This is a genomic window from Aeromonas sp. 5HA1 (assembly GCF_029237245.1).
Lineage (GTDB): Bacteria > Pseudomonadota > Gammaproteobacteria > Enterobacterales > Aeromonadaceae > Aeromonas > Aeromonas salmonicida.
On record NZ_JAACFW010000009.1, the window covers coordinates 77,124 to 94,314 of the forward strand.

Below are 17,191 nucleotides of genomic sequence, written 5' to 3' on the forward strand. Positions count from 1 at the left end.
GCCCCCGCTGCTTACAGGCCGAGCGCCTCCCGCAGTTTGCCGAACACCTTGGTATTGTCCAGTGTGCCCTTGAAGCGGCTGCTGCCGGCGCCATCGGCGAACAGCATGACGTCACCGCCACCGTGGGTCTCGGAGCCCAGCTTGACGCCTGTCTCCTGCAGGTAGTCGTTACCCATCACCTCGTCGCTGGTGAGGGTCGGGCGCACATCGGGGCGGTTGGGGCCGTTGCCAAACACCAGGGTCGTGAAGGGTTTGCCATCCACGTCGTTCTGGGTCGAGCCATCACCGCTCTTGACCAGATCCAGCACAGGGTTGCCCTTGGCGGAGTAGCCGTTGATGGTCATGGTGTGGTCATGGTCGGCAGTCACTACGACCAGAGTATCGTTCAGATCCACCTTGCCCAGCGCCGTCTTGAGCGCTTCATCCAGTGCCACCGCATCGGTGAGGGCACGCTTGGCGTTGGTGCCATGCAGGGCGTGATCGATACGGCCCCCTTCCACCATCAGGAAGTAACCCTGACTGTTCTGGCTCAAGAGATCGATCGCCTTGGCGGTCATTTCGGCCAGGGACGGCTGGGTATTGGCATCCCCCTTGGCGACGCGGTCCAGCTCGTAATCGAGGTGGGATTTGGTGCTGAACAGACCCAGCACCTTGCCGCTGCTGACCTTGGCCAGCTCGCTCTGGGTGGTGACATAGTTGTATCCCTGAGCGGCCAGCTCGGCGGTGAGATCCCGACCATCGGCGCGGCCACCTTTATTGCTGGCGCTGTAAGGGGTCCAGTGATTGGCACCGCCCCCCATCAGCACATCGACCCCATCCCCGAGGGCGGTGTTGAAGCCGGCGCCGCCCGGCACCGCCTGTTCGGCGATGGCATAGGCTGCATCTCTGTGGCAGATGTGGGAATAGGTGGCCGCCGGGGTGGCATGGGTCAGCTCTGTGGTGGTGACGGCGCCAACCGACTTGCCGGCCGCCTTGGCCAGCTCCAGTATGGTGGGCGCCGGCTTGCCGTTGTCGGCGGTGCAGTTGTTGATGCCCTTGTTGCCGTTGGCATCCTTGCTGGGCGCCACGGCCAGGGTGTCGCTGCTCATGGCGATTACCTCGTTGTTCATCTTGACCCCCGTGGTATAGGCCGCCATGGAGGGGGCCGAATCCGTGGTCTGGGCATCGTTGGAGAAGGTCTTGATGCGGGCGCTGCGTGGCAGCTTCATTATCTCCAGGTTGCCCTCTTCCCCGACTTTGAACAGGCGGGTGGCGGTGAGCACTGTGGGGCCCATGCCATCACCGATAAAGAGAATGACGTTTTTGGCGTCACCGGCTTGGGCCTGGGTGGTTGCGCCCAGCGCACTGAACAGGGCGGCGCAGACCAGGGTGTGCTTGATGGATGTATTCATCTGTTTGCTCATGAAAGTGCTCCTTACAGCTTGGCTGCAGCCTTGACCTTGCCAAAGACGGCTGTGTTGTCGAGAGAGCCGTGGAAGCTGTCCGCTCCCTGGCCGATGGCGCCGAGGAAGACGTCGGTACCGCCGTGGGTTTCGTTGCCAATGTCGCCGACCTTGACCACGACCTCCTGGTGATAGTCGTTGGCAGAGACGGTGGCATCGTCCAGCGGTGCCACGCTGCTGCGCGGGCCATCCACCCGGTTGTAGCCGTTGCCAAAGCCGATGATGGTGTAAGGCATGCCATCGGCATCCTTGTTGGGTTCACCGGTTTGGTAGTTCTTCACCAGCCCGAGTACACCCGGGTTGCCTGTGGTGGTCTTGCCGGTGCGTTTGGCATAACCGTTGAGCACGAGCGTATGATCATGGTCGGCGGTGACCACAATCAGGGTGTTCTTCAGCTCGGGGTCGGTTTTTTTCACCTCATCGATGGCGGCCTTGATGGCGTTGTCGAAGGCGAGGGTATCTTGCAAGGCACGCTTGGCGTTGGTGTCGTGCAGGGCGTGATCGATGCGGCCCCCTTCCACCATCAGGAAGTAACCCTTCTCCTTGTCCTTGAGCTGCTTGATGGCGGCCAGCGTCATCTGTGCCAGTGAAGGCTCATCGGCCGGGCGGTCCAGTTCATATTTCATGTGGCTCGAACCGAACAGTCCCAGCAGCGGCTTGCCCGCCTCGGCCTTGTTCAACTCGCTCAGGTTGCTGGCAAACTGGTAGCCCTTGGCCTGCATCTCGCTGATGAGATTGCGGCCATCCTCCCGCTTGCCCTTGTCGGCTTTTGGCAGGAAGAAGCCGCTGCCACCGCCGAGCACCACATCCAACCCCTCTTTCAGGGCGCCGTTGTAACCGGCGCCGCCCGGCACCAGCTGGACGGCGATGTCATTTTCCAGATCCCGGTTGCAGATGTGGGCATAGGTGGCAGCCGGTGTGGCGTGGGTGACCCGGGTGCTGGTGACGACACCGGTACCGCGGCCGTCGGCCTTGGCCAGCTCCAGCAGTGTGGTGACCGGCTTGCCGGCACTCTTGCTGCAGTCGTTTTCATAGGTGGCATCGCCGTCCATGCTGATGACGCCGTTGTTGCTCTTGACCCCTGTCATGTAGGCCGCCATGGAAGGAGCGGAATCTGTGACCTGGGCATCGTGGGAGAAGGTCTTGATAAAGGCCGTCTCTGGCAGGGTATCGATGGTGAGACTGCCCTCTTCGCCGACACCGTAGATGCGGGCCGCGGTCAGGGTATTGAGGCCCATGCCGTCACCGAGAAAGAAGATGACATTCCTGGCGCTGGGGTCGGGTGTGGTGCTGTCGTTGTTGGAGTTGCAGCCGGCAGCCAGGGCGGCGCCGATCATCAATGCAAGTCCTGCCATTTTTCTCATTGGGGTTCGCTCCTTGTAAAACCTGAGCGCAGCCTAGAGGCAGGAGATGACACTTTTACTGATTATCGGTGACGGTTGTATGAAAAGATGAAATAAATGTTACATTATATCAGTATGTTATGTGTCAATTGCTGAGGAAGATTGGTGCCGGGCCGCCACTCTTCTCCCTTCATGGCGGCTTGGTGGTTTTATGGCCTGATGGCTAGAATGACCTGTCAAATCGGGGCGCCAGCAGGTAAAATGCGCCCCCTTGCGACGCCTGACGTCTGCCATCGCCCGCCGCTCGTTCCATAGCAAGCCAGCGCCCGCAGCCCCTATTTAGAGAGTAACGGATATGTCCATCAACTGGTTCCCCGGCCACATGCACAAGGCCCGCAAAGAGATTGCCGAGGTCATGCCACAGGTCGATGTCATCATAGAGATGCTCGATGCCCGCATCCCCTTCTCCAGCGAAAACCCGCTGGTGCCCGAGCTGCGTGGCGATACCCCTGTGATCAAGGTGCTGAACAAGGCGGATCTCGCCGACCCCGAGATCACGGCGCTGTGGGTGGCCCACATGGAAAAGGAGAAAGGGATCAAGGCCCTGCCGCTGACCCAGCAGGAGCCCGAGAAGATCAAGCAGCTGCTGACCCTGTGCCACGAGATGCTGCCGGAGCGCAACCTGGAGCTGCGCGGCGTGCGGGCCATGATCATGGGGATCCCCAACGTGGGCAAATCCACCCTGATCAATACCCTGGCTGGTCGCATCATAGCCCGGACGGGCAACGAGGCAGGGGTGACCAAGTCCCAGCAGCGGATCAAGCTGGACAACAACGTCGTCCTGACAGATACCCCCGGTTTCCTCTGGCCCAAGCTCAACCCGCCCTCCTGCGGTTATCGTCTGGCGGTCACGGCGGCCATCAAGGACACGGTATTTGACTATGTCGACATCGCCATGTTCGCCGCCGACTACTTTATCAAGGCCTATCCGGAGCGCATCAAGGCGCGCTACCAGATTAGCGAACTGCCGGAAACCGAGATCGAGCTGCTGGAGATGATCGCCCGCCAGCGCGCCTTCATGCGCAAAGGCGGCCTGGCCGACCTGCACAAGGCGTCAGAAATCCTGGTGAACGAGTTCCGCTCCGGCCTGCTGGGCCGCATCTCGCTGGAAACTCCCGAGATGGTGAGTGTCGAGATAGTCGCGGCCGAAGAGGACGCGGCGCAAAAGGCCAAGGAGAAGGCCGAGCGGGAAGATGAGCGTCAGGCGCGCGCCCGTCGCAAGTACGCCAGGAAGCGTCAAAAGTAGGTTCAACGTTATCCCGCCAAGGCAGGTTCGCGAAGCGTGAGCGGACCGTTTGACGCCTGTGTGGTTGAGGTAAAGAGACAAGATAATAAAGAAGAGGCGACCCAAGGGGTCGCCTCTTCTTTTTATGAATCCTGGTACACGGCAGGCATGCTGGTTTGGCCAAAGCGCTTGCGCGCTTCCTCAAACAGCGTCATGTGCAGCGGGATCAGCTGTTGCCATTCCCGACGGTAACCACCACCGGGCACAGCGGCGACAGGCAACCCATGCTTGATTGCACAGTCAAATACCATGGCATCCCGCTGGCGAATGCCTTCATCACTCAAGGCCAGATAGCCGAGCTCGTCGGCATGGTGCACATCGACCCCGGCCTGATAGAGGACGAGGTCGGGTTTGTACAGGCGCAGCGCCAGAGTGAGTGCCTGCGCCAGGGTGTCGAGATAGGCATCGTCCTGCATGCCGCTTGGCAGGGCAAAGTCCAGATGGGAGGCCGGCTTGTGGCGGGGAAAGTTGTGCTCCCCGTGCAGCGACAGCGTGATGATGTCACGCCGCCCGGCACAAAGGGCGGCGCTGCCATCCCCCTGATGGACATCGAGGTCCACGATCAGCACCTGATCGCAGCGTCCCTCGTCCAGGCAGGTTTGCGCAGCAATCACCAGATCGTTGAACAGACAAAAACCGCTGCCATGAGCCCGGTGGGCGTGGTGATAGCCGCCGGATATCTGCAGTCCGCAGCCCTGTTCGAGAGCGTGGCGGCTGGCGGCCAGGGTAGCCCCGACCGAGAGCAGGGTGCGCTCGATGAGCCGTGGCGACCAGGGAAAACCGAGCTGGCGAATGGCGTTATCGTCAAGCTGGCCTGCAAGTGCGGCACTCACATAGTCACTGTCGTGAACCCGGCAGATCTGCGCTCGGGTTGCGACTTGTGTCTCCTGGAGCGGATAGCCCCGGGTGCTGAGCGTCTGAAACAGGGCCTGGTATTTTGCCAGGGGAAAGCGATGGCGTGCGGGCAGCGCCAGAGAGGAGTAATAAGGGTGATGGAAGATGCGCAGTGACATGGGTGTCAGACCGGATGGGGTATGAAAAAGGGGAGCCAGGCTCCCCTTTTTGCACGATACGCCATTACTGCTGCTGGATAATCCAGATCTGGAAGGCTTTGCGGGTTTCTGCGTCGGCCTTGTTGTACCAGCTCTGCAGCTGGGTCAGGGCTTCCGGATTGCTCTGAGCCTTGCTCGGGGCAACTTGTACCGGCGCGCTGGCGGCGGCCATGACGGCGGCGGTAGAAACGGCGACTGTGGTCGGCTGGTTGAAGGCTTTGCCCATGCCCAGCAGCTCTTGCTGATAGTCACGGGTCAGCTGGAAGCCTTCGACCTTTGGCATCACGAACTGCTCGCTGGCAACGATTTGGCCGCTGTTCTTGTCTTTCAGAACGACTTTTTGATCCTTTACAAACTGCTTGGCTTCGCTTTCGTTGCGCGGCTTCTTGAAGTCCAGTACCAGTTTCTGGTTGTCGGCTGCGGTGAAGTTGATCACCAGCGGCTCGGCGGTCACCAGTTTGATGTCGCTACGGCTGGAGTAGTTGCCTTCGAAGGCGACGACCAGTTGATGGTCACCCGCCTTGATGGGGTAGGTGTTGCTCTTGTCGAGCAGCTTGGGATTGATGGGTTGGCCATCGATCAACTGGGCAACATAAGGATTGGTGACTTCCAATTGGGCATCGGCCAGGGCACTACCTGCCCACAAAAGACCAGCCAGAGCCGGCACCAGAACAGTCAGTTTCATTTCATCTCCTTGAACAGTCAGGCGATTGCCCACTGAAAAACAGGGGCTCATTTTTACAGGTTTGCCCAAGGGCGGCAATAGGCGTTTATGGTGCCTCATATTTACCCTGCTGCTCACTTTGCTATGAAACAGTGGTCATGCCAGTGGGCCATGCTGGCCAGTTCAGAGCTGGCCCTATTCAATCCGGCGACTGAAGGGGGGCAATGCATCGAGCAGTCCCTTGCCATAGCGCTTGGTCAGCAGACGCCTGTCGAGGATGGTGACCCGGCCCCGATCCGCCTCTTTGCGAATGAGGCGGCCGCAGGCCTGGATCAGCTTGCGAGAGGCTTCCGGCACCGTCAGTTGCAGGAAGGGGTTGCCACCCCGTTTCTCTACCCACTCGGCGGTGGCCTCTTCCACTGGCGAGTTGGGCACCGCAAACGGCAGTTTGGTGATCACCAGGTTGGTGAGGTAGTGACCGGGCAAGTCCAGCCCTTCCGAGAAGCTGCCGGTGCCAAATAGAATGCTGGGCTGACCGCCATCGCATTTTTGTTTGTGCAGAGTGAGCAGTGCATTGCGGGATGCCTCACCCTGTACCAGCAAGGAGAGTCCCTTGGCCCTCAGCCCTGCCACTACTTCGTTCATCTGCCGATAGGAGGAAAAGAGCACCAGGCTTGCCTCCTTGCCTGCCAGTATGCGGGGCAGCACACTGATGAGCTCCTCGGTAAAGGCGGGGGAGCTGGGCTCATGTTCCATCTTGGGCAGATAGAGCTCGGCTTTTTGGTAGTCAAACGGGGAGCGCAGGCGCAGATAACGGGTGCCGTCATGCTCTTTCAGTCCCACCTGATGGCGAAAATAGCTGAAAGAGGAGAGGGCGGTGAGGGTGGCTGACACCAGCACGGCGCCGAGGCACTTGGACCAGAGCCACTCCTCCAGCAGATAACCCACCTCTATGGGGGAGGCGTGCAACCAGATGTCGCCATCATCGCTCTTGGCCATCCAGCGAGCGAGGGGTGTCTTGCCCTCGGGCACATGGCGCCCCAGCATCTCCCACAGGGCGCAGAAACTCTCCAGCCGTTGCAGGTAGAAGCCGCTCTCCGCCAGCAGGGGCTCGGCCTCCTTGCGCCGGATCTCGCCATCTTTCAAGGCTTCGCCAATGGCACCCTGCATCCTGTCCAGTGCCCGCAGCGCCTTCTTGCTCGCCTCTTTCAGATTTTCCGCCAGCATGGGCAGGGGATCGGGCAATACGCCTTCGGCAAATCGATAATGCGCCTCACCATTGAACAGCTTGTCGTTGGCACCCAGCCACTGATCCAGGGCCTTGAGATCCGGTTGCAGTGAGGCCAGTGCATCCTGCAGCTTCAACTGGGGATCGAGCAGGCTGTCCTTGTTCAGCGTCCTGGCCAGTTTGCCTGCGCTTTGCGTCAACTTTTCCAGCCAGCGGCGGGAACCCTTGACGCTCGCCGAGGCGGCGCCGTGATCCCGGGCTATGGTGGGCAGGTGGTGGGCTTCATCCAGTACATAGAGGCACTCATCGGGGGGCGGCAAAATGATGCCGCCACCCATGGTGAGATCCGAGAGCAGCAGGGCATGGTTCACCACCAGCACATCGGCGGCATCCATGTCGTTGCGGGCGCGATGGAAGGGGCAGTGCTGATGATGGCTCAGCGCCTTGTTGCAGGTATGGCGGTCGGCAGCGATGCGATTCCAGCAGAGATCGGGAATGGTCGTTGGCCAGTTGTCCCGATCGCCGTCCCATTTTCCGTCTGTATAGGCTTGCCACAGCGCCTGATAGCGCTCCTTGTCAGAGTCGGATGGCTTGTGTTTGCTGAGTGCGTCGAAGTTGAATTCGAAGTTGGCCATTTCGGTGCCGCTGGCAGCTTGCTCCAGCAGATGCTCGCAGCAGTAACGCTGACGGCCCTTGACCAGCATGAAGCGAAATGGCAGTTCGCTGTGGCGGTGATAAAAGGGCAGGTCCTTGTGGATCAACTGCTCTTGCAGGGCGACAGTGGCGGTGGAGATCACCAGCTTCTTCTGGGTCAGCCGTGCCACCGGAATGGCGCCCTGGGCATAGGAGAGGGATTTACCGATACCAGTGCCCGCTTCGGCCACCAGAATACGGCGCTGCTTGTCATATTCCCCGGTCAGGGTCTTGGCGATCTCCGCTACCAGAAAATTCTGCTCCTTGCGCGGTACAAAACCGGGTAAACCATCGGCAATTTGACGATAGGTATTGCGAATGGCGGCTTTGAGGCGGGTAGAGAGCATGAAAGAAAAGACCGTTTCGGGGAGTGAAGGGAGACAGGATACCTGTAACTGCCAACCCGGGTCGAGGCATGGCTCAGCGCACAAATTTGACCTCTTCTTCTATTTATAAGGTGCGCCGTCGCTATTGTGCGATAAATCACCAAAGTGGTCTGATAAAGCCAGCGATTATCGCTGTAAACGTTTTCCCTTGGCATGCAAATAATATGAGATTCAGATCACACTTTTTTCGCTAAGACTATGAGTTTGGTAAAAAGTTCCAAGTTTTTTCATTGCGGTTCAAAAAATCCGGTGCTAGTCTCGGCTGCATAGTGATGCAAAGAACATCGCTAACACAGGGAATAACAACAACTTAGTGTTTAATTACAGTAGGCATTGGAAACTATGAAAAAGACAATTCTGGCTATTGCTATCCCGGCTCTGTTTGCATCCGCCGCTAACGCCGCAGTGATCTATGACAAAGACGGTACCACCTTTGACGTATACGGTCGGGTTCAGGCTAACTACTACGGTGACACCAACGAAGCTGACTCTAAAGCCGCTTCTGGTTACAAAGATGTTGATGGCGAACTGATTGGCTCCTCCCGTCTGGGCTGGTCCGGTAAAGTTGCGCTGAACAACACTTGGTCCGGTATCGCCAAGACCGAGTGGCAAGTTTCCGCTGAAAACTCCGACAACAAGTTTGACTCCCGTCACATCTATGTTGGTTTTGACGGTACCCAGTACGGCAAGATCATCTTCGGTCAAACCGATACCGCACTTTACGACGTGCTGGAGCCGACCGATATCTTCAACGAGTGGGGAAGTGAAGGTAACTTCTACGACGGTCGTCAAGAAGGCCAGGTTATCTACTCCAACGCCATCGGTGGTTTCAAGGGCAAGCTGTCCTATCAAACCAACGATGATACCGTTGAGAAAATCACTGACGTTGCTGGTGGCATCAAGTCTACCGTCTTCCCGGATGTGAAGCGTAAGTATGCATATGCAGCTGCAGCTGGGTATGACTTTGACTTCGGTCTGGGCTTCAATGCCGGTTATGCTTACTCCGATCTGGAAGCCAAGACCACAGACGCTACCGGTGAGAAATCCGAGTGGGCGCTGGGCGCACACTACGCTATCAACGGCTTCAACTTCGCTGGTGTTTACACCCAAGCTGATGTGAAGAATGATACCTCTGGTCGCAAAGACAAGGGTCGTGGTTACGAACTGGCCGCTACCTACAACGTTGATGCCTGGACCTTCCTGGCCGGCTACAACTTCAAAGAAGGCAAAGAAAATTCCAACCTGAGCGGTTCTTCCTACGAGGACCTGATGGATGCTACCCTGCTGGGCGTTCAGTATTCGTTCACTTCCAAGCTGAAAGCTTACACCGAGTACAAAATCAACGGTGTTGAAGGCAAAGACGACAATTGGACTGCTGCTCTGCAATACAACTTCTAATCTAGCCTTGGCGTAGATTGAGTTGATAAACGGCCAAGCTTGCTTGGCCGTTTTGCTTTATCCGATCCTGACTTTTTTTCTGCCTACTTCGTTCATGCTTCCCCATTTCCGCCTGCGCCAGTTCACGTTGTCTCTTTTTTGCCCTTGGCTCTCTGCCAGTGAATCGCTAGATTATTCCACTCGTTGAAGGATGCTCGACAAACAGGGAAGGGCAACGCTTGATTGACTTCAGTCACCCGCAATGGCGGCAACTGGCTCGCCAGTTACTGGACCACTCTCCTGTGGTGATCCGGGCTCGTCAGTACCTGCCGTTGGTGGGTTTGCTCAAGGACAACCAGTTGCTGCTTGCCCTTGGCAATCACAGTTATGAGCTGACCCCGGCCGGACGGCGTTACCTGACTCGCGAGCTGATGCTGGCCGAGATTGCCACCGCGCCCCCTGAACCTGAAGAGTGGCTGCAGGCCCATGGCTGGCAACTGGGGGAGCGGGTCAACGATCGGGTACTGGCAGCACTCTATCGTAAACCTGAGGCTACCTTCAGTCCGGTCGAGCAGATCGATTTCGAGGACAAGGGAATTCGGCTCTGTGCCGATCAGCTGCTGCGGCTGCGAGCGCCTGTGCCTTTCAGCCTGTTTTTCAGCGGTGGCACCCTGCTCGATGCAGCGCCCTGGTTGCAGGCGCTGGGGGAAGTGGCTGTGCCGGAGCGCACACTGTCAGGCCTTGGCAAGATACTGTGGGGGGAGGGGGAGATTGAGCGGGTGATCACCACCGACAGTGTCGGTGCCTTTGCTGAGCTAAGCCTTTGTGCAGGAACCCTGCTGGTTTGGGCGCCCGCCACTGCCCAGCTCGCCTTGCAGCAGATGGTGGCGGCGTTGCCGCCCAAGGTACAGTGGAGCCATCTCACCTCTCTCGATCCTGCCGGAGTGGATCGGGTATTGGCACTGGCCCAGCGGCTCGGTCGTCCTGCCAGCTGGTGGTTGCCAACCGGCTTGCCCCCCATAATGGCAGCCTATGCCCAGCCGCTGACCGATTCTCGCCCCTGGGAACCGAGCCGTATCCCCAGACCTTTGTTAGCAGTTTGTAGCGGTTTGGTTGAGTCCAATGGTGGCTTGTCTGCCGAGGTGTGCGCCCTGGCGCCAGCATGGCATGCCATCGGTTGATATTGCTGCAGATGCCGTTGAGAAAGCGGTTTTCCCCCATTGAGCGCAGTGATATAAAGAGTTGACGAAGCGCTCGTCAAACGGGCGCTTTTGTCTGCCACGTTTTTGCGTGCGACAGACGGTTTGCCAACACGCTTTGCCACCAACGAACTCAACGGAATACAGGGAATACCATGTTTGAAAAGGTTGTTGCCGCCCCAGCGGATCCGATCCTGGGCCTGACCGAAGCCTTCCGCGCTGACTCTCGCAGCCACAAGATCAATCTGGGGGTCGGGATCTACAAGGATGAGACCGGAGCTACCCCAATCCTTCACTGTGTCAAGAAAGCAGAACAGAAGCTGCTTACCGACGAGAAGACCAAGAACTACCTCGGTATTGAAGGCAATATCGAATATGGCCGCATAGTGCAGCAACTGCTGTTCGGGCAAGATTCAGCGCTGGTCGCCAGCGGTCGCGCCAAGACAGCTCAGGCGCCGGGCGGTACCGGTGCCCTGCGCATCGCCGCCGAGTTCGTGGTGCGCAACGGTCTGGCCAAGACCATCTGGATCTCCGATCCCACCTGGGCCAACCATGTGAGCGTGTTCCAGGCCGCTGGCCTCTCCGTCAAGTGGTACAAGTACTATGATGCCGCTACCAAGGGGCTCGACTTTGCCGCCATGCAAGCCTCGCTGGCCGAGGTTCAGTCAGGTGAACTGGTGCTGCTGCACGGCTGCTGCCACAACCCGACCGGTATCGACCCCACGAGCGATCAGTGGCGCGCCCTGGCCAAGCAGAGCGCCGCCGCTGGCTGGTTGCCGCTGTTTGACTTCGCCTATCAGGGCTTTGCCCGTGGTATTGAAGAAGATGCCGAAGGTCTGCGCATCTTTGCCGAGTGCCATGACGAGTTGCTGGTGGCGAGCTCTTTCTCCAAAAACTTCGGCCTCTACAACGAGCGGGTCGGCGCCTTCACTCTGGTCAGCGCGCGCAAAGAGATTGCCGATGTGGCCTTTACCCAGGTCAAGACCGTTATCCGTGCCAACTACTCCAACCCGCCGTCACACGGTGCTGCTGTCGTCACTGCCGTAGTGAGCGATCCGGCCCTCTATGCAGAGTGGGTTGAAGAGGTGGCGGCCATGCGAGTGCGCATTCGCGAGATGCGCGAGCTGCTGGTAGAGAAGCTGGCGGCCCTCGGCGTGAGCCAGGACTTCAGCTTTATCCGCGAGCAGAACGGCATGTTCTCCTTCTCCGGTCTCTCCAAGGATCAGGTTGAACAGCTCAAGAGCGAGTTTGCCATCTACATCGTCGGTTCAGGCCGGATCAGCGTGGCCGGGATCACCCGTGCCAACATAGATCCCCTGTGCGAGGCCATCGCCAAGGTGCTGTAAGCGAGCCCTCGTTGTTCGGTGATATATTCGCTCAGTAAAAAGCCCGCTAGGATCTCTGGCGGGCTTTTTCGTTCCTGCTGTTTGCACCTCAGCGACGTCGCTTGTTGCCTCCCAGCAGAGAGCCGAGCACCCCGCGTACCAGCTGGCGCCCCACTTCGTTGCCTATGGTGCGGGCCACGCTCCTGGCTGCGGTCTGCACCACACCATCATGCTGGCCTCCGCGCGGGCCTGTTCGGCCAAACAGAATGCCGTTGAGGGTATCGAACAGACCTCCCGTCGCTGGCGGCGTCTCTGTGGGGTCAGTCAGCGAGCCTGCATTTTCCCTCTTGCCGTCATTGAGCCGCTCGAAGGCTGACTCGCGATCCTCGCGAGTCTCGTATCTGCCATAGAGCAGGGAACCCCGGATCAGGGCAAGTCGCTCTGCCTCGCTCAGTGGCCCGATGCGGCTGGCTGGCGGGGCGATAAAGGCGCGTTCCACTACGCTCGGGCGACCCTTCTCATCAAGCAGGGAGACCAGGGCTTCGCCCACCCCCAGTTCTGTGATGGCGCCAGCCGCGTCGAAGGTCGGATTGGCGCGCAAGGTGTTGGCGGCGATACGCACCGCTTTTTGGTCACTTGGAGTAAAGGCGCGCAGGGCATGCTGAACCCGATTACCCAATTGCCCCAGCACGCTGTCGGGAATATCGGCCGGGCTCTGGGTCACGAAATAGACGCCCACTCCTTTCGAGCGGATGAGGCGCACCACCAGTTCTATTTTTTCCAGCAGTGCCTTGGGAGCATCGTTGAACAGCAGGTGGGCTTCGTCGAAGAAGAACACCAGCACGGGTTTGTCCGGATCGCCCACCTCGGGCAATTGCTCGAACAGTTCGGACAGCAGCCAGAGCAGGAAGCAGGCATAGAGGCGGCTGGACTGGGTCAGTTTGCTGGCCGCCAGCACATTGATATGGCCGTGGCCGACCTCGTCGGTTTGCAGCAAGTCCTGAATGTCCAGCATGGGCTCGCCGAAGAAGTGACCGCCACCCGCGCTCTCCAGGGTGAGCAGGTTGCGCAAGATGGCGCCTATGGAGGCGGTCGACACATTGCCGTAGCGGGTGGTGAGGGATTTGGCGTTCTCACCGGCAAATTGCACCATGGCGCGCAGGTCTTTCAGATCGAGCAGCAGCAAGCCCTCGTCGTCCGCCACCTTGAATACCAGCTCCAGCACCCCGCTCTGGGTGTCGTTGAGGCCGAGCAAACGGGCCAGCAGCAAGGGACCCATGTCGGAGACGGTGGCGCGCACCGGGTGCCCCTGCTCGGCGAACAGATCCCAGAAGAGGGTCGGGTTGGCGGCAAAGGCGGGGGCTGGGATACCGAGCTGGGCAAGTCGGGCATCCAGCTTGCTCGACCTGGCACCGGCGGCGCCCAGGCCGCTGAGATCTCCCTTTACATCTGCCAGAAAGACCGGCACCCCGAGGCGGGAGAATCCCTCCGCCAGTACCTGCAAGGTGACGGTTTTACCCGTGCCGGTGGCACCTGTGATGAGACCATGGCGATTGGCCATGGCCGGTAGCAGGGAGAGCGGTTGGCCATTGGCATAGGCCAGTGTCAGTGGTGCGGCCATGGTGGACTCCTTGTCCTGGCGGGTGGTGTGGGGCAGCTAGCTACAAGGAGTGTGGCGGCAGAGCCAAATGATGGCAAGCGGGGGCAGGCAAGGGATAAGGGGAAGCAAGGGGATAGCCCCCTTGTCAGGACAAGGTCTGTCTTGACAAGGGGTTGCCGGGTCAGCGGGGACGGATCAGCTTGCCCAGTTGCAACAACAGTAGCGTCAGCACAGCCCCCAGAATGGCCGTCAGCACCGCCAGCAAGAGGCTACCGAGCAGGAAAGGGGGCACCAGGGTTGCCGCTTCGTGCTCAAGCCAGTGCAGGGACCAGGTGAGATGGAATGGCTCCGGCGTCTTGTGCAGCACCAGACAACCGGTGCGGTAGGCATAGAGATACATGAAGGGGAGCGTCACCGGGTTGTTGAACCAGACCGCCAGCAGGGCAAGTGGCAGATTCAGACTGAACGCCAGTGCCAGAGCTACGGCGATCAGCGAGTGCATGGGGACCGGGATCCAGCAGGCGAAGATACCGGCCGCCACGGCGCCGCTCAGGGCGCGACTGCCTCTTTGCCACAAGGCTGGTGCCAGCAGGCGATCGCCAAACAGCGCAAACCACTTCTGTTGGCGCAGGGTATCGGGGTCGAGTTTGAGACGGGGCAGCTTCATGCACGGGCCTTGCGGCGGCGCCATTGACGAATGATGCTCAAACGCCACATCAGGCGGATCGTGACATAGCCGAGCACAGAACTCAGCATCGCCAGCGCCAGTGACCCCAGCAGCAGGGGCGGTGCCACGGTTTCAAACACAGAGCTCAGCCAGTGCCAGGTAAACTCGATGTCGACATGCTGGGCGGGGTGGCCGAGCAGCAGGCAGCCAACCCGATAGGCGGCATAAAACAGGGGAGGCATGGTAATGGGATTGGTCAGCCAGACCAGGGCGACGGCCAGCGGCAGATTAACCCGGCAGGCGATGGCGCCGCCAGCCGCCAGCAGCATCTGGCAGGGCACGGGGATCCAGGCCATAAAGAGGCCGACCCCGAAGGCGCCAGCGGCGGAACGGCGATTGAGGTGCCAGAGGTTGTTGTCGAGCAACAGGTTACCAAACAACTGCAAGCGCTTGTTTTCTTTGAGCGTCTTCTGATCCGGCATCCAGCGTTTGATGATTCGTTTGGGCATATTGAAACCTTGCTAAATACTTGCACCATGGATCTGCGCTTGTTGTCGTTTGCCCTTGGGGCAAGCTCCTCGTTACTCTGGCCATGGTTGCCTTCCATCGCATGGGGGGGCGTCATGCTCTGCCTGCTGGTTCCCCTTGCATATTATCGTGCCTGGCGGCTGTTGTTTCTCCTGCTTGGCGTCCTCTGGATGCAGGCCAATCTGTCATATCGACTCGCCTGGTTGGATCAACTGGGAGCGCAGGGGAGCCACATCATAACCGCACGGCTGCAAAGTGCAGAGCCTCAGGGTGATAAATTTGTCCGGCTGCTGCTGCGGGTGACCTCCCTTGATGAGCGAGAGGTGACGCCTGAGCCCCTGATCCGGGTCAACGCCTATCAACAGTTGCCAGCCATGCCGGCGGGCAGCTCAGTGACCCTGGTGACGTCGTTGAAACCGGCCCATGGTCTTGCCAACGAGGCGGGGATGGATGGGCGACGTCTGCTGCTTGGCAAGGGGATCAACGCCACCGGCAACCTGCGCCGCGTCATAGATATAGAGACAGCTTCCCCTGGTTTGCGTGATCGCTGGCTGGCAAAGGCCACCGCCAGTTGGCAGGGATTGGCCCAGGCTCCCTTGCTCGCGGCCCTCACCTTTGGCGAGCGCAGCGGTATCAGCGATGAGCAGTGGGATCTTTTTCGTGGCGGTGGTCTGACCCATATCATCGCCATCTCCGGCCAGCATATCGCATTGGTCGCCGTGCTCGGCTGGTGGCTTGGGCGGCTGTTCGGGCTGAGGGGGGCCATTGTGGTCGCCCTGCTGTTTGCCGCCATTTACAGCTGGCTGGCAGGGTTTGCAGTGGCCACAGAGCGTGCCCTCATCATGGTGCTGGTGTGGAGCCTGTTGCGCTGGAGCAAGCGGGATTGGCCCGCCTATCGGGTCTGGTTGTGGGCGTTTGTGGTGCTTTGCCTGTGGGATCCTTTTGCTCTCTATTCGGCCGGATTCTGGCTCTCGTTTCTGGCGGTCGCCATCTTGCTGCTGGTGGGCTATCTCAATGCCAAGCCACGGTTGTGGCAGCTCCAGTTATGGTTGTTACTCGGTCTGTTACCCCTGCAACTGGCGCTGTTCGAGGGCGTAGCGCCATTGGCCATGATGATCAACCTGCTGGCGTTGCCGCTGTTCTGCATTGTCATTATTCCGCTGGCCTTGCTCGGTGTTCTCTGTTCGCTGCTTTTACCCGCGGTGGGCCATGGGCTCTTCTGGGTGGCAGATCTGGGTCTCGGTTGGATGACGGGCCTGCTCGGCTGGTTGGCTGCCAGATTCCAGCTCTGGTGGCCACTTCCCGGTTGGTGGGTACCGCTGTGCGCCCTGCTGCTATTGCTCTGGTTCGGTTGGCGCTGGTATCAGGCGCGCTGGATCTGGTTGCCAGGTGGTGTCGCTCTGTTATTGGCTTGTTGGCCTGTTTCCGAAGGGTGGCAGTTGCGTGTGCTGGATGTGGGGCAGGGGTTGGCGGTGCTGATCAGCCGAGGTGAGCGGGCCATCCTCTATGATACCGGCGACAGTTATCCCGGCGGCTACAACATGGCGCAAGCGGTGATCTTGCCTGTGTTGGGTCATCTTGGGATCAAGCAGCTGGACCGGCTCATTATCAGCCATAAAGACAGGGATCATGCCGGTAATCGCCAACTGTTGCTGAAGGCATTGCCGGTGCGGGGGGAGTTGTCCTCGTTTGCATTCGAGCCGGCAGTGTTGCTATGCGAGCGTGGCCAGCAGTGGCGCTGGCAAGGGTTGACGTTTGCGGTGCTGTGGCCGGAACGCCCGGGGCATGGCCGCAATAACGACAGTTGTGTGGTGCGCATCAGCGATGGCCAACACAGCGTGCTGCTCAGTGGGGATATAGAGCAGCGTGCAGAGCAGCGCCTGGTGTTGCTGGAGGGAGAAGGTCTGGCCAGCACCCTGTTGGTGAGTCCTCATCACGGCAGTCGCACCTCATCCACTGTGCCCTTTGTCGAGGCTGTGGGGGCGGGCTATGTGGTACACAGCGCAGGGTATCTCAATCAGTGGGGTTTTCCTCGCCCCGAAGTGGTTGCCAGGTATGGACAGGCTCGCCAATGGGTGACCGGACAGGATGGCGCCATCCTGATTGAACCCGCGTCTGGCGGGCTCAATATCCGCGCCGAGCGCGACTTGGGGCCTTGGTATCGACGAGGTGGCAGCTGGTGGATGCCCAAGCATTGGCCTGGGCATTAATCCGTCATTTCCCCCTTGGGTTGCGGGTATCGAGATGGCGGCGCCTGGTGGATGTTCAAGTTTTGGCCTGGGCATTAATCCGTCATTTCCCCCTTGGGTTGCGGGTATCGAGATGGCGGCGCCTGGTGGATG

At 59.5% G+C, this 17,191-nt stretch carries 13 protein-coding genes; 5 read left to right on the forward strand and 8 right to left on the reverse strand.

Annotated features, from left to right (window positions below; all coding sequences use genetic code 11):
• Positions 1–11 precede the first annotated feature (11 nt).
• Together GWQ27_RS10230 and GWQ27_RS10235 are read right to left on the reverse strand one after the other, a co-directional pair.
• Positions 12–1,403 (reverse strand): alkaline phosphatase, encoded by a 1,392-nt coding sequence (locus GWQ27_RS10230; RefSeq protein WP_275907280.1) that lies wholly within the window; start codon positions 1,401–1,403, stop codon positions 12–14.
• 11 nt (positions 1,404–1,414) lie between these two features.
• Positions 1,415–2,806 (reverse strand): alkaline phosphatase, encoded by a 1,392-nt coding sequence (locus tag GWQ27_RS10235; protein ID WP_265422361.1) that lies wholly within the window; start codon positions 2,804–2,806, stop codon positions 1,415–1,417.
• A 334-nt stretch (positions 2,807–3,140) separates the two neighbouring features.
• Between GWQ27_RS10235 and ylqF the strand changes: the two genes are divergently transcribed.
• Positions 3,141–4,091, forward strand: a complete 951-nt coding sequence (ylqF, locus tag GWQ27_RS10240) for a ribosome biogenesis GTPase YlqF (RefSeq protein ID WP_275907281.1) — start codon at positions 3,141–3,143, stop codon at positions 4,089–4,091.
• 122 nt (positions 4,092–4,213) lie between these two features.
• On the opposite strand, the gene GWQ27_RS10245 is transcribed toward ylqF, so the two are convergent.
• The 3 genes from GWQ27_RS10245 to dinG all read right to left on the reverse strand — a co-directional run bounded on the left by GWQ27_RS10245 (position 4,214) and on the right by dinG (position 8,114).
• Complete coding sequence (locus tag GWQ27_RS10245) at positions 4,214–5,143, reverse strand: histone deacetylase (protein WP_275907282.1); 930 nt, start codon at positions 5,141–5,143, stop codon at positions 4,214–4,216.
• 64 nt (positions 5,144–5,207) lie between these two features.
• The gene (locus GWQ27_RS10250; protein ID WP_265462262.1) at positions 5,208–5,867 is read right to left on the reverse strand and encodes a DUF2057 domain-containing protein; all 660 of its coding nucleotides are present in this window, start codon (positions 5,865–5,867) and stop codon (positions 5,208–5,210) included.
• 174 nt (positions 5,868–6,041) lie between these two features.
• Positions 6,042–8,114 (reverse strand): ATP-dependent DNA helicase DinG, encoded by a 2,073-nt coding sequence (gene dinG / locus GWQ27_RS10255; protein WP_111587593.1) that lies wholly within the window; start codon positions 8,112–8,114, stop codon positions 6,042–6,044.
• 381 nt (positions 8,115–8,495) lie between these two features.
• Here dinG and GWQ27_RS10260 point away from each other — a divergent pair, with 381 nt between their 5' ends.
• From GWQ27_RS10260 to GWQ27_RS10270, 3 genes are all read left to right on the forward strand, one after another.
• Complete coding sequence (locus tag GWQ27_RS10260; RefSeq protein WP_265422359.1) at positions 8,496–9,551, forward strand: porin; 1,056 nt, start codon at positions 8,496–8,498, stop codon at positions 9,549–9,551.
• A 218-nt stretch (positions 9,552–9,769) separates the two neighbouring features.
• On the forward strand, positions 9,770–10,711 hold the full coding sequence (locus tag GWQ27_RS10265) for a hypothetical protein (protein ID WP_275907283.1): 942 nt from the start codon (positions 9,770–9,772) through the stop codon (positions 10,709–10,711).
• Positions 10,712–10,884: 173 nt separating this feature from the next.
• Positions 10,885–12,075, forward strand: a complete 1,191-nt coding sequence (locus GWQ27_RS10270; RefSeq protein ID WP_275907284.1) for an amino acid aminotransferase — start codon at positions 10,885–10,887, stop codon at positions 12,073–12,075.
• Between the two features lie 88 nt (positions 12,076–12,163).
• On the opposite strand, the gene GWQ27_RS10275 is transcribed toward GWQ27_RS10270, so the two are convergent.
• The 3 genes from GWQ27_RS10275 to GWQ27_RS10285 all read right to left on the reverse strand — a co-directional run bounded on the left by GWQ27_RS10275 (position 12,164) and on the right by GWQ27_RS10285 (position 14,830).
• Entirely contained in the window at positions 12,164–13,675 is a 1,512-nt protein-coding gene (locus tag GWQ27_RS10275) for a helicase HerA-like domain-containing protein (RefSeq protein ID WP_275907285.1), read from the reverse strand.
• Positions 13,676–13,835: 160 nt separating this feature from the next.
• Positions 13,836–14,321, reverse strand: coding sequence for a DUF2062 domain-containing protein (locus tag GWQ27_RS10280; protein ID WP_256684398.1), 486 nt, complete (start codon positions 14,319–14,321; stop codon positions 13,836–13,838).
• Positions 14,318–14,830 carry a DUF2062 domain-containing protein gene (locus GWQ27_RS10285; RefSeq protein ID WP_021139626.1) on the reverse strand — a complete coding sequence of 171 codons (513 nt, stop codon included), beginning with the start codon at positions 14,828–14,830 and terminating at the stop codon, positions 14,318–14,320. Before GWQ27_RS10285 ends, GWQ27_RS10280 begins: the two co-directional genes overlap by 4 nt.
• A 27-nt stretch (positions 14,831–14,857) precedes the next feature.
• Here GWQ27_RS10285 and GWQ27_RS10290 point away from each other — a divergent pair, with 27 nt between their 5' ends.
• A complete protein-coding gene (locus GWQ27_RS10290) occupies positions 14,858–17,059 on the forward strand; it encodes a DNA internalization-related competence protein ComEC/Rec2 (RefSeq protein WP_275907286.1) in 2,202 nt (733 codons plus the stop codon).
• Positions 17,060–17,191: the final 132 nt, after the last annotated feature.

Excerpts from the sequence above, each read along its gene's own strand:
- GWQ27_RS10245 (WP_275907282.1), bottom strand. The coding sequence starts at position 5,143 with ATGTCACTGCGCATCTTCCATCACCCTTATTACTCCTCTCTGGCGCTG.
- GWQ27_RS10250 (WP_265462262.1), bottom strand. The coding sequence starts at position 5,867 with ATGAAACTGACTGTTCTGGTGCCGGCTCTGGCTGGTCTTTTGTGGGCA.
- GWQ27_RS10230 (WP_275907280.1), bottom strand. The coding sequence starts at position 1,403 with ATGAGCAAACAGATGAATACATCCATCAAGCACACCCTGGTCTGCGCC.
- dinG (WP_111587593.1), bottom strand. The coding sequence starts at position 8,114 with ATGCTCTCTACCCGCCTCAAAGCCGCCATTCGCAATACCTATCGTCAA.
- GWQ27_RS10290 (WP_275907286.1), top strand. The coding sequence starts at position 14,858 with ATGGATCTGCGCTTGTTGTCGTTTGCCCTTGGGGCAAGCTCCTCGTTA.
- GWQ27_RS10285 (WP_021139626.1), bottom strand. The coding sequence starts at position 14,830 with ATGCCCAAACGAATCATCAAACGCTGGATGCCGGATCAGAAGACGCTC.
- GWQ27_RS10275 (WP_275907285.1), bottom strand. The coding sequence starts at position 13,675 with ATGGCCGCACCACTGACACTGGCCTATGCCAATGGCCAACCGCTCTCC.
- GWQ27_RS10280 (WP_256684398.1), bottom strand. The coding sequence starts at position 14,321 with ATGAAGCTGCCCCGTCTCAAACTCGACCCCGATACCCTGCGCCAACAG.
- GWQ27_RS10270 (WP_275907284.1), top strand. The coding sequence starts at position 10,885 with ATGTTTGAAAAGGTTGTTGCCGCCCCAGCGGATCCGATCCTGGGCCTG.
- ylqF (WP_275907281.1), top strand. The coding sequence starts at position 3,141 with ATGTCCATCAACTGGTTCCCCGGCCACATGCACAAGGCCCGCAAAGAG.
- GWQ27_RS10260 (WP_265422359.1), top strand. The coding sequence starts at position 8,496 with ATGAAAAAGACAATTCTGGCTATTGCTATCCCGGCTCTGTTTGCATCC.
- GWQ27_RS10235 (WP_265422361.1), bottom strand. The coding sequence starts at position 2,806 with ATGAGAAAAATGGCAGGACTTGCATTGATGATCGGCGCCGCCCTGGCT.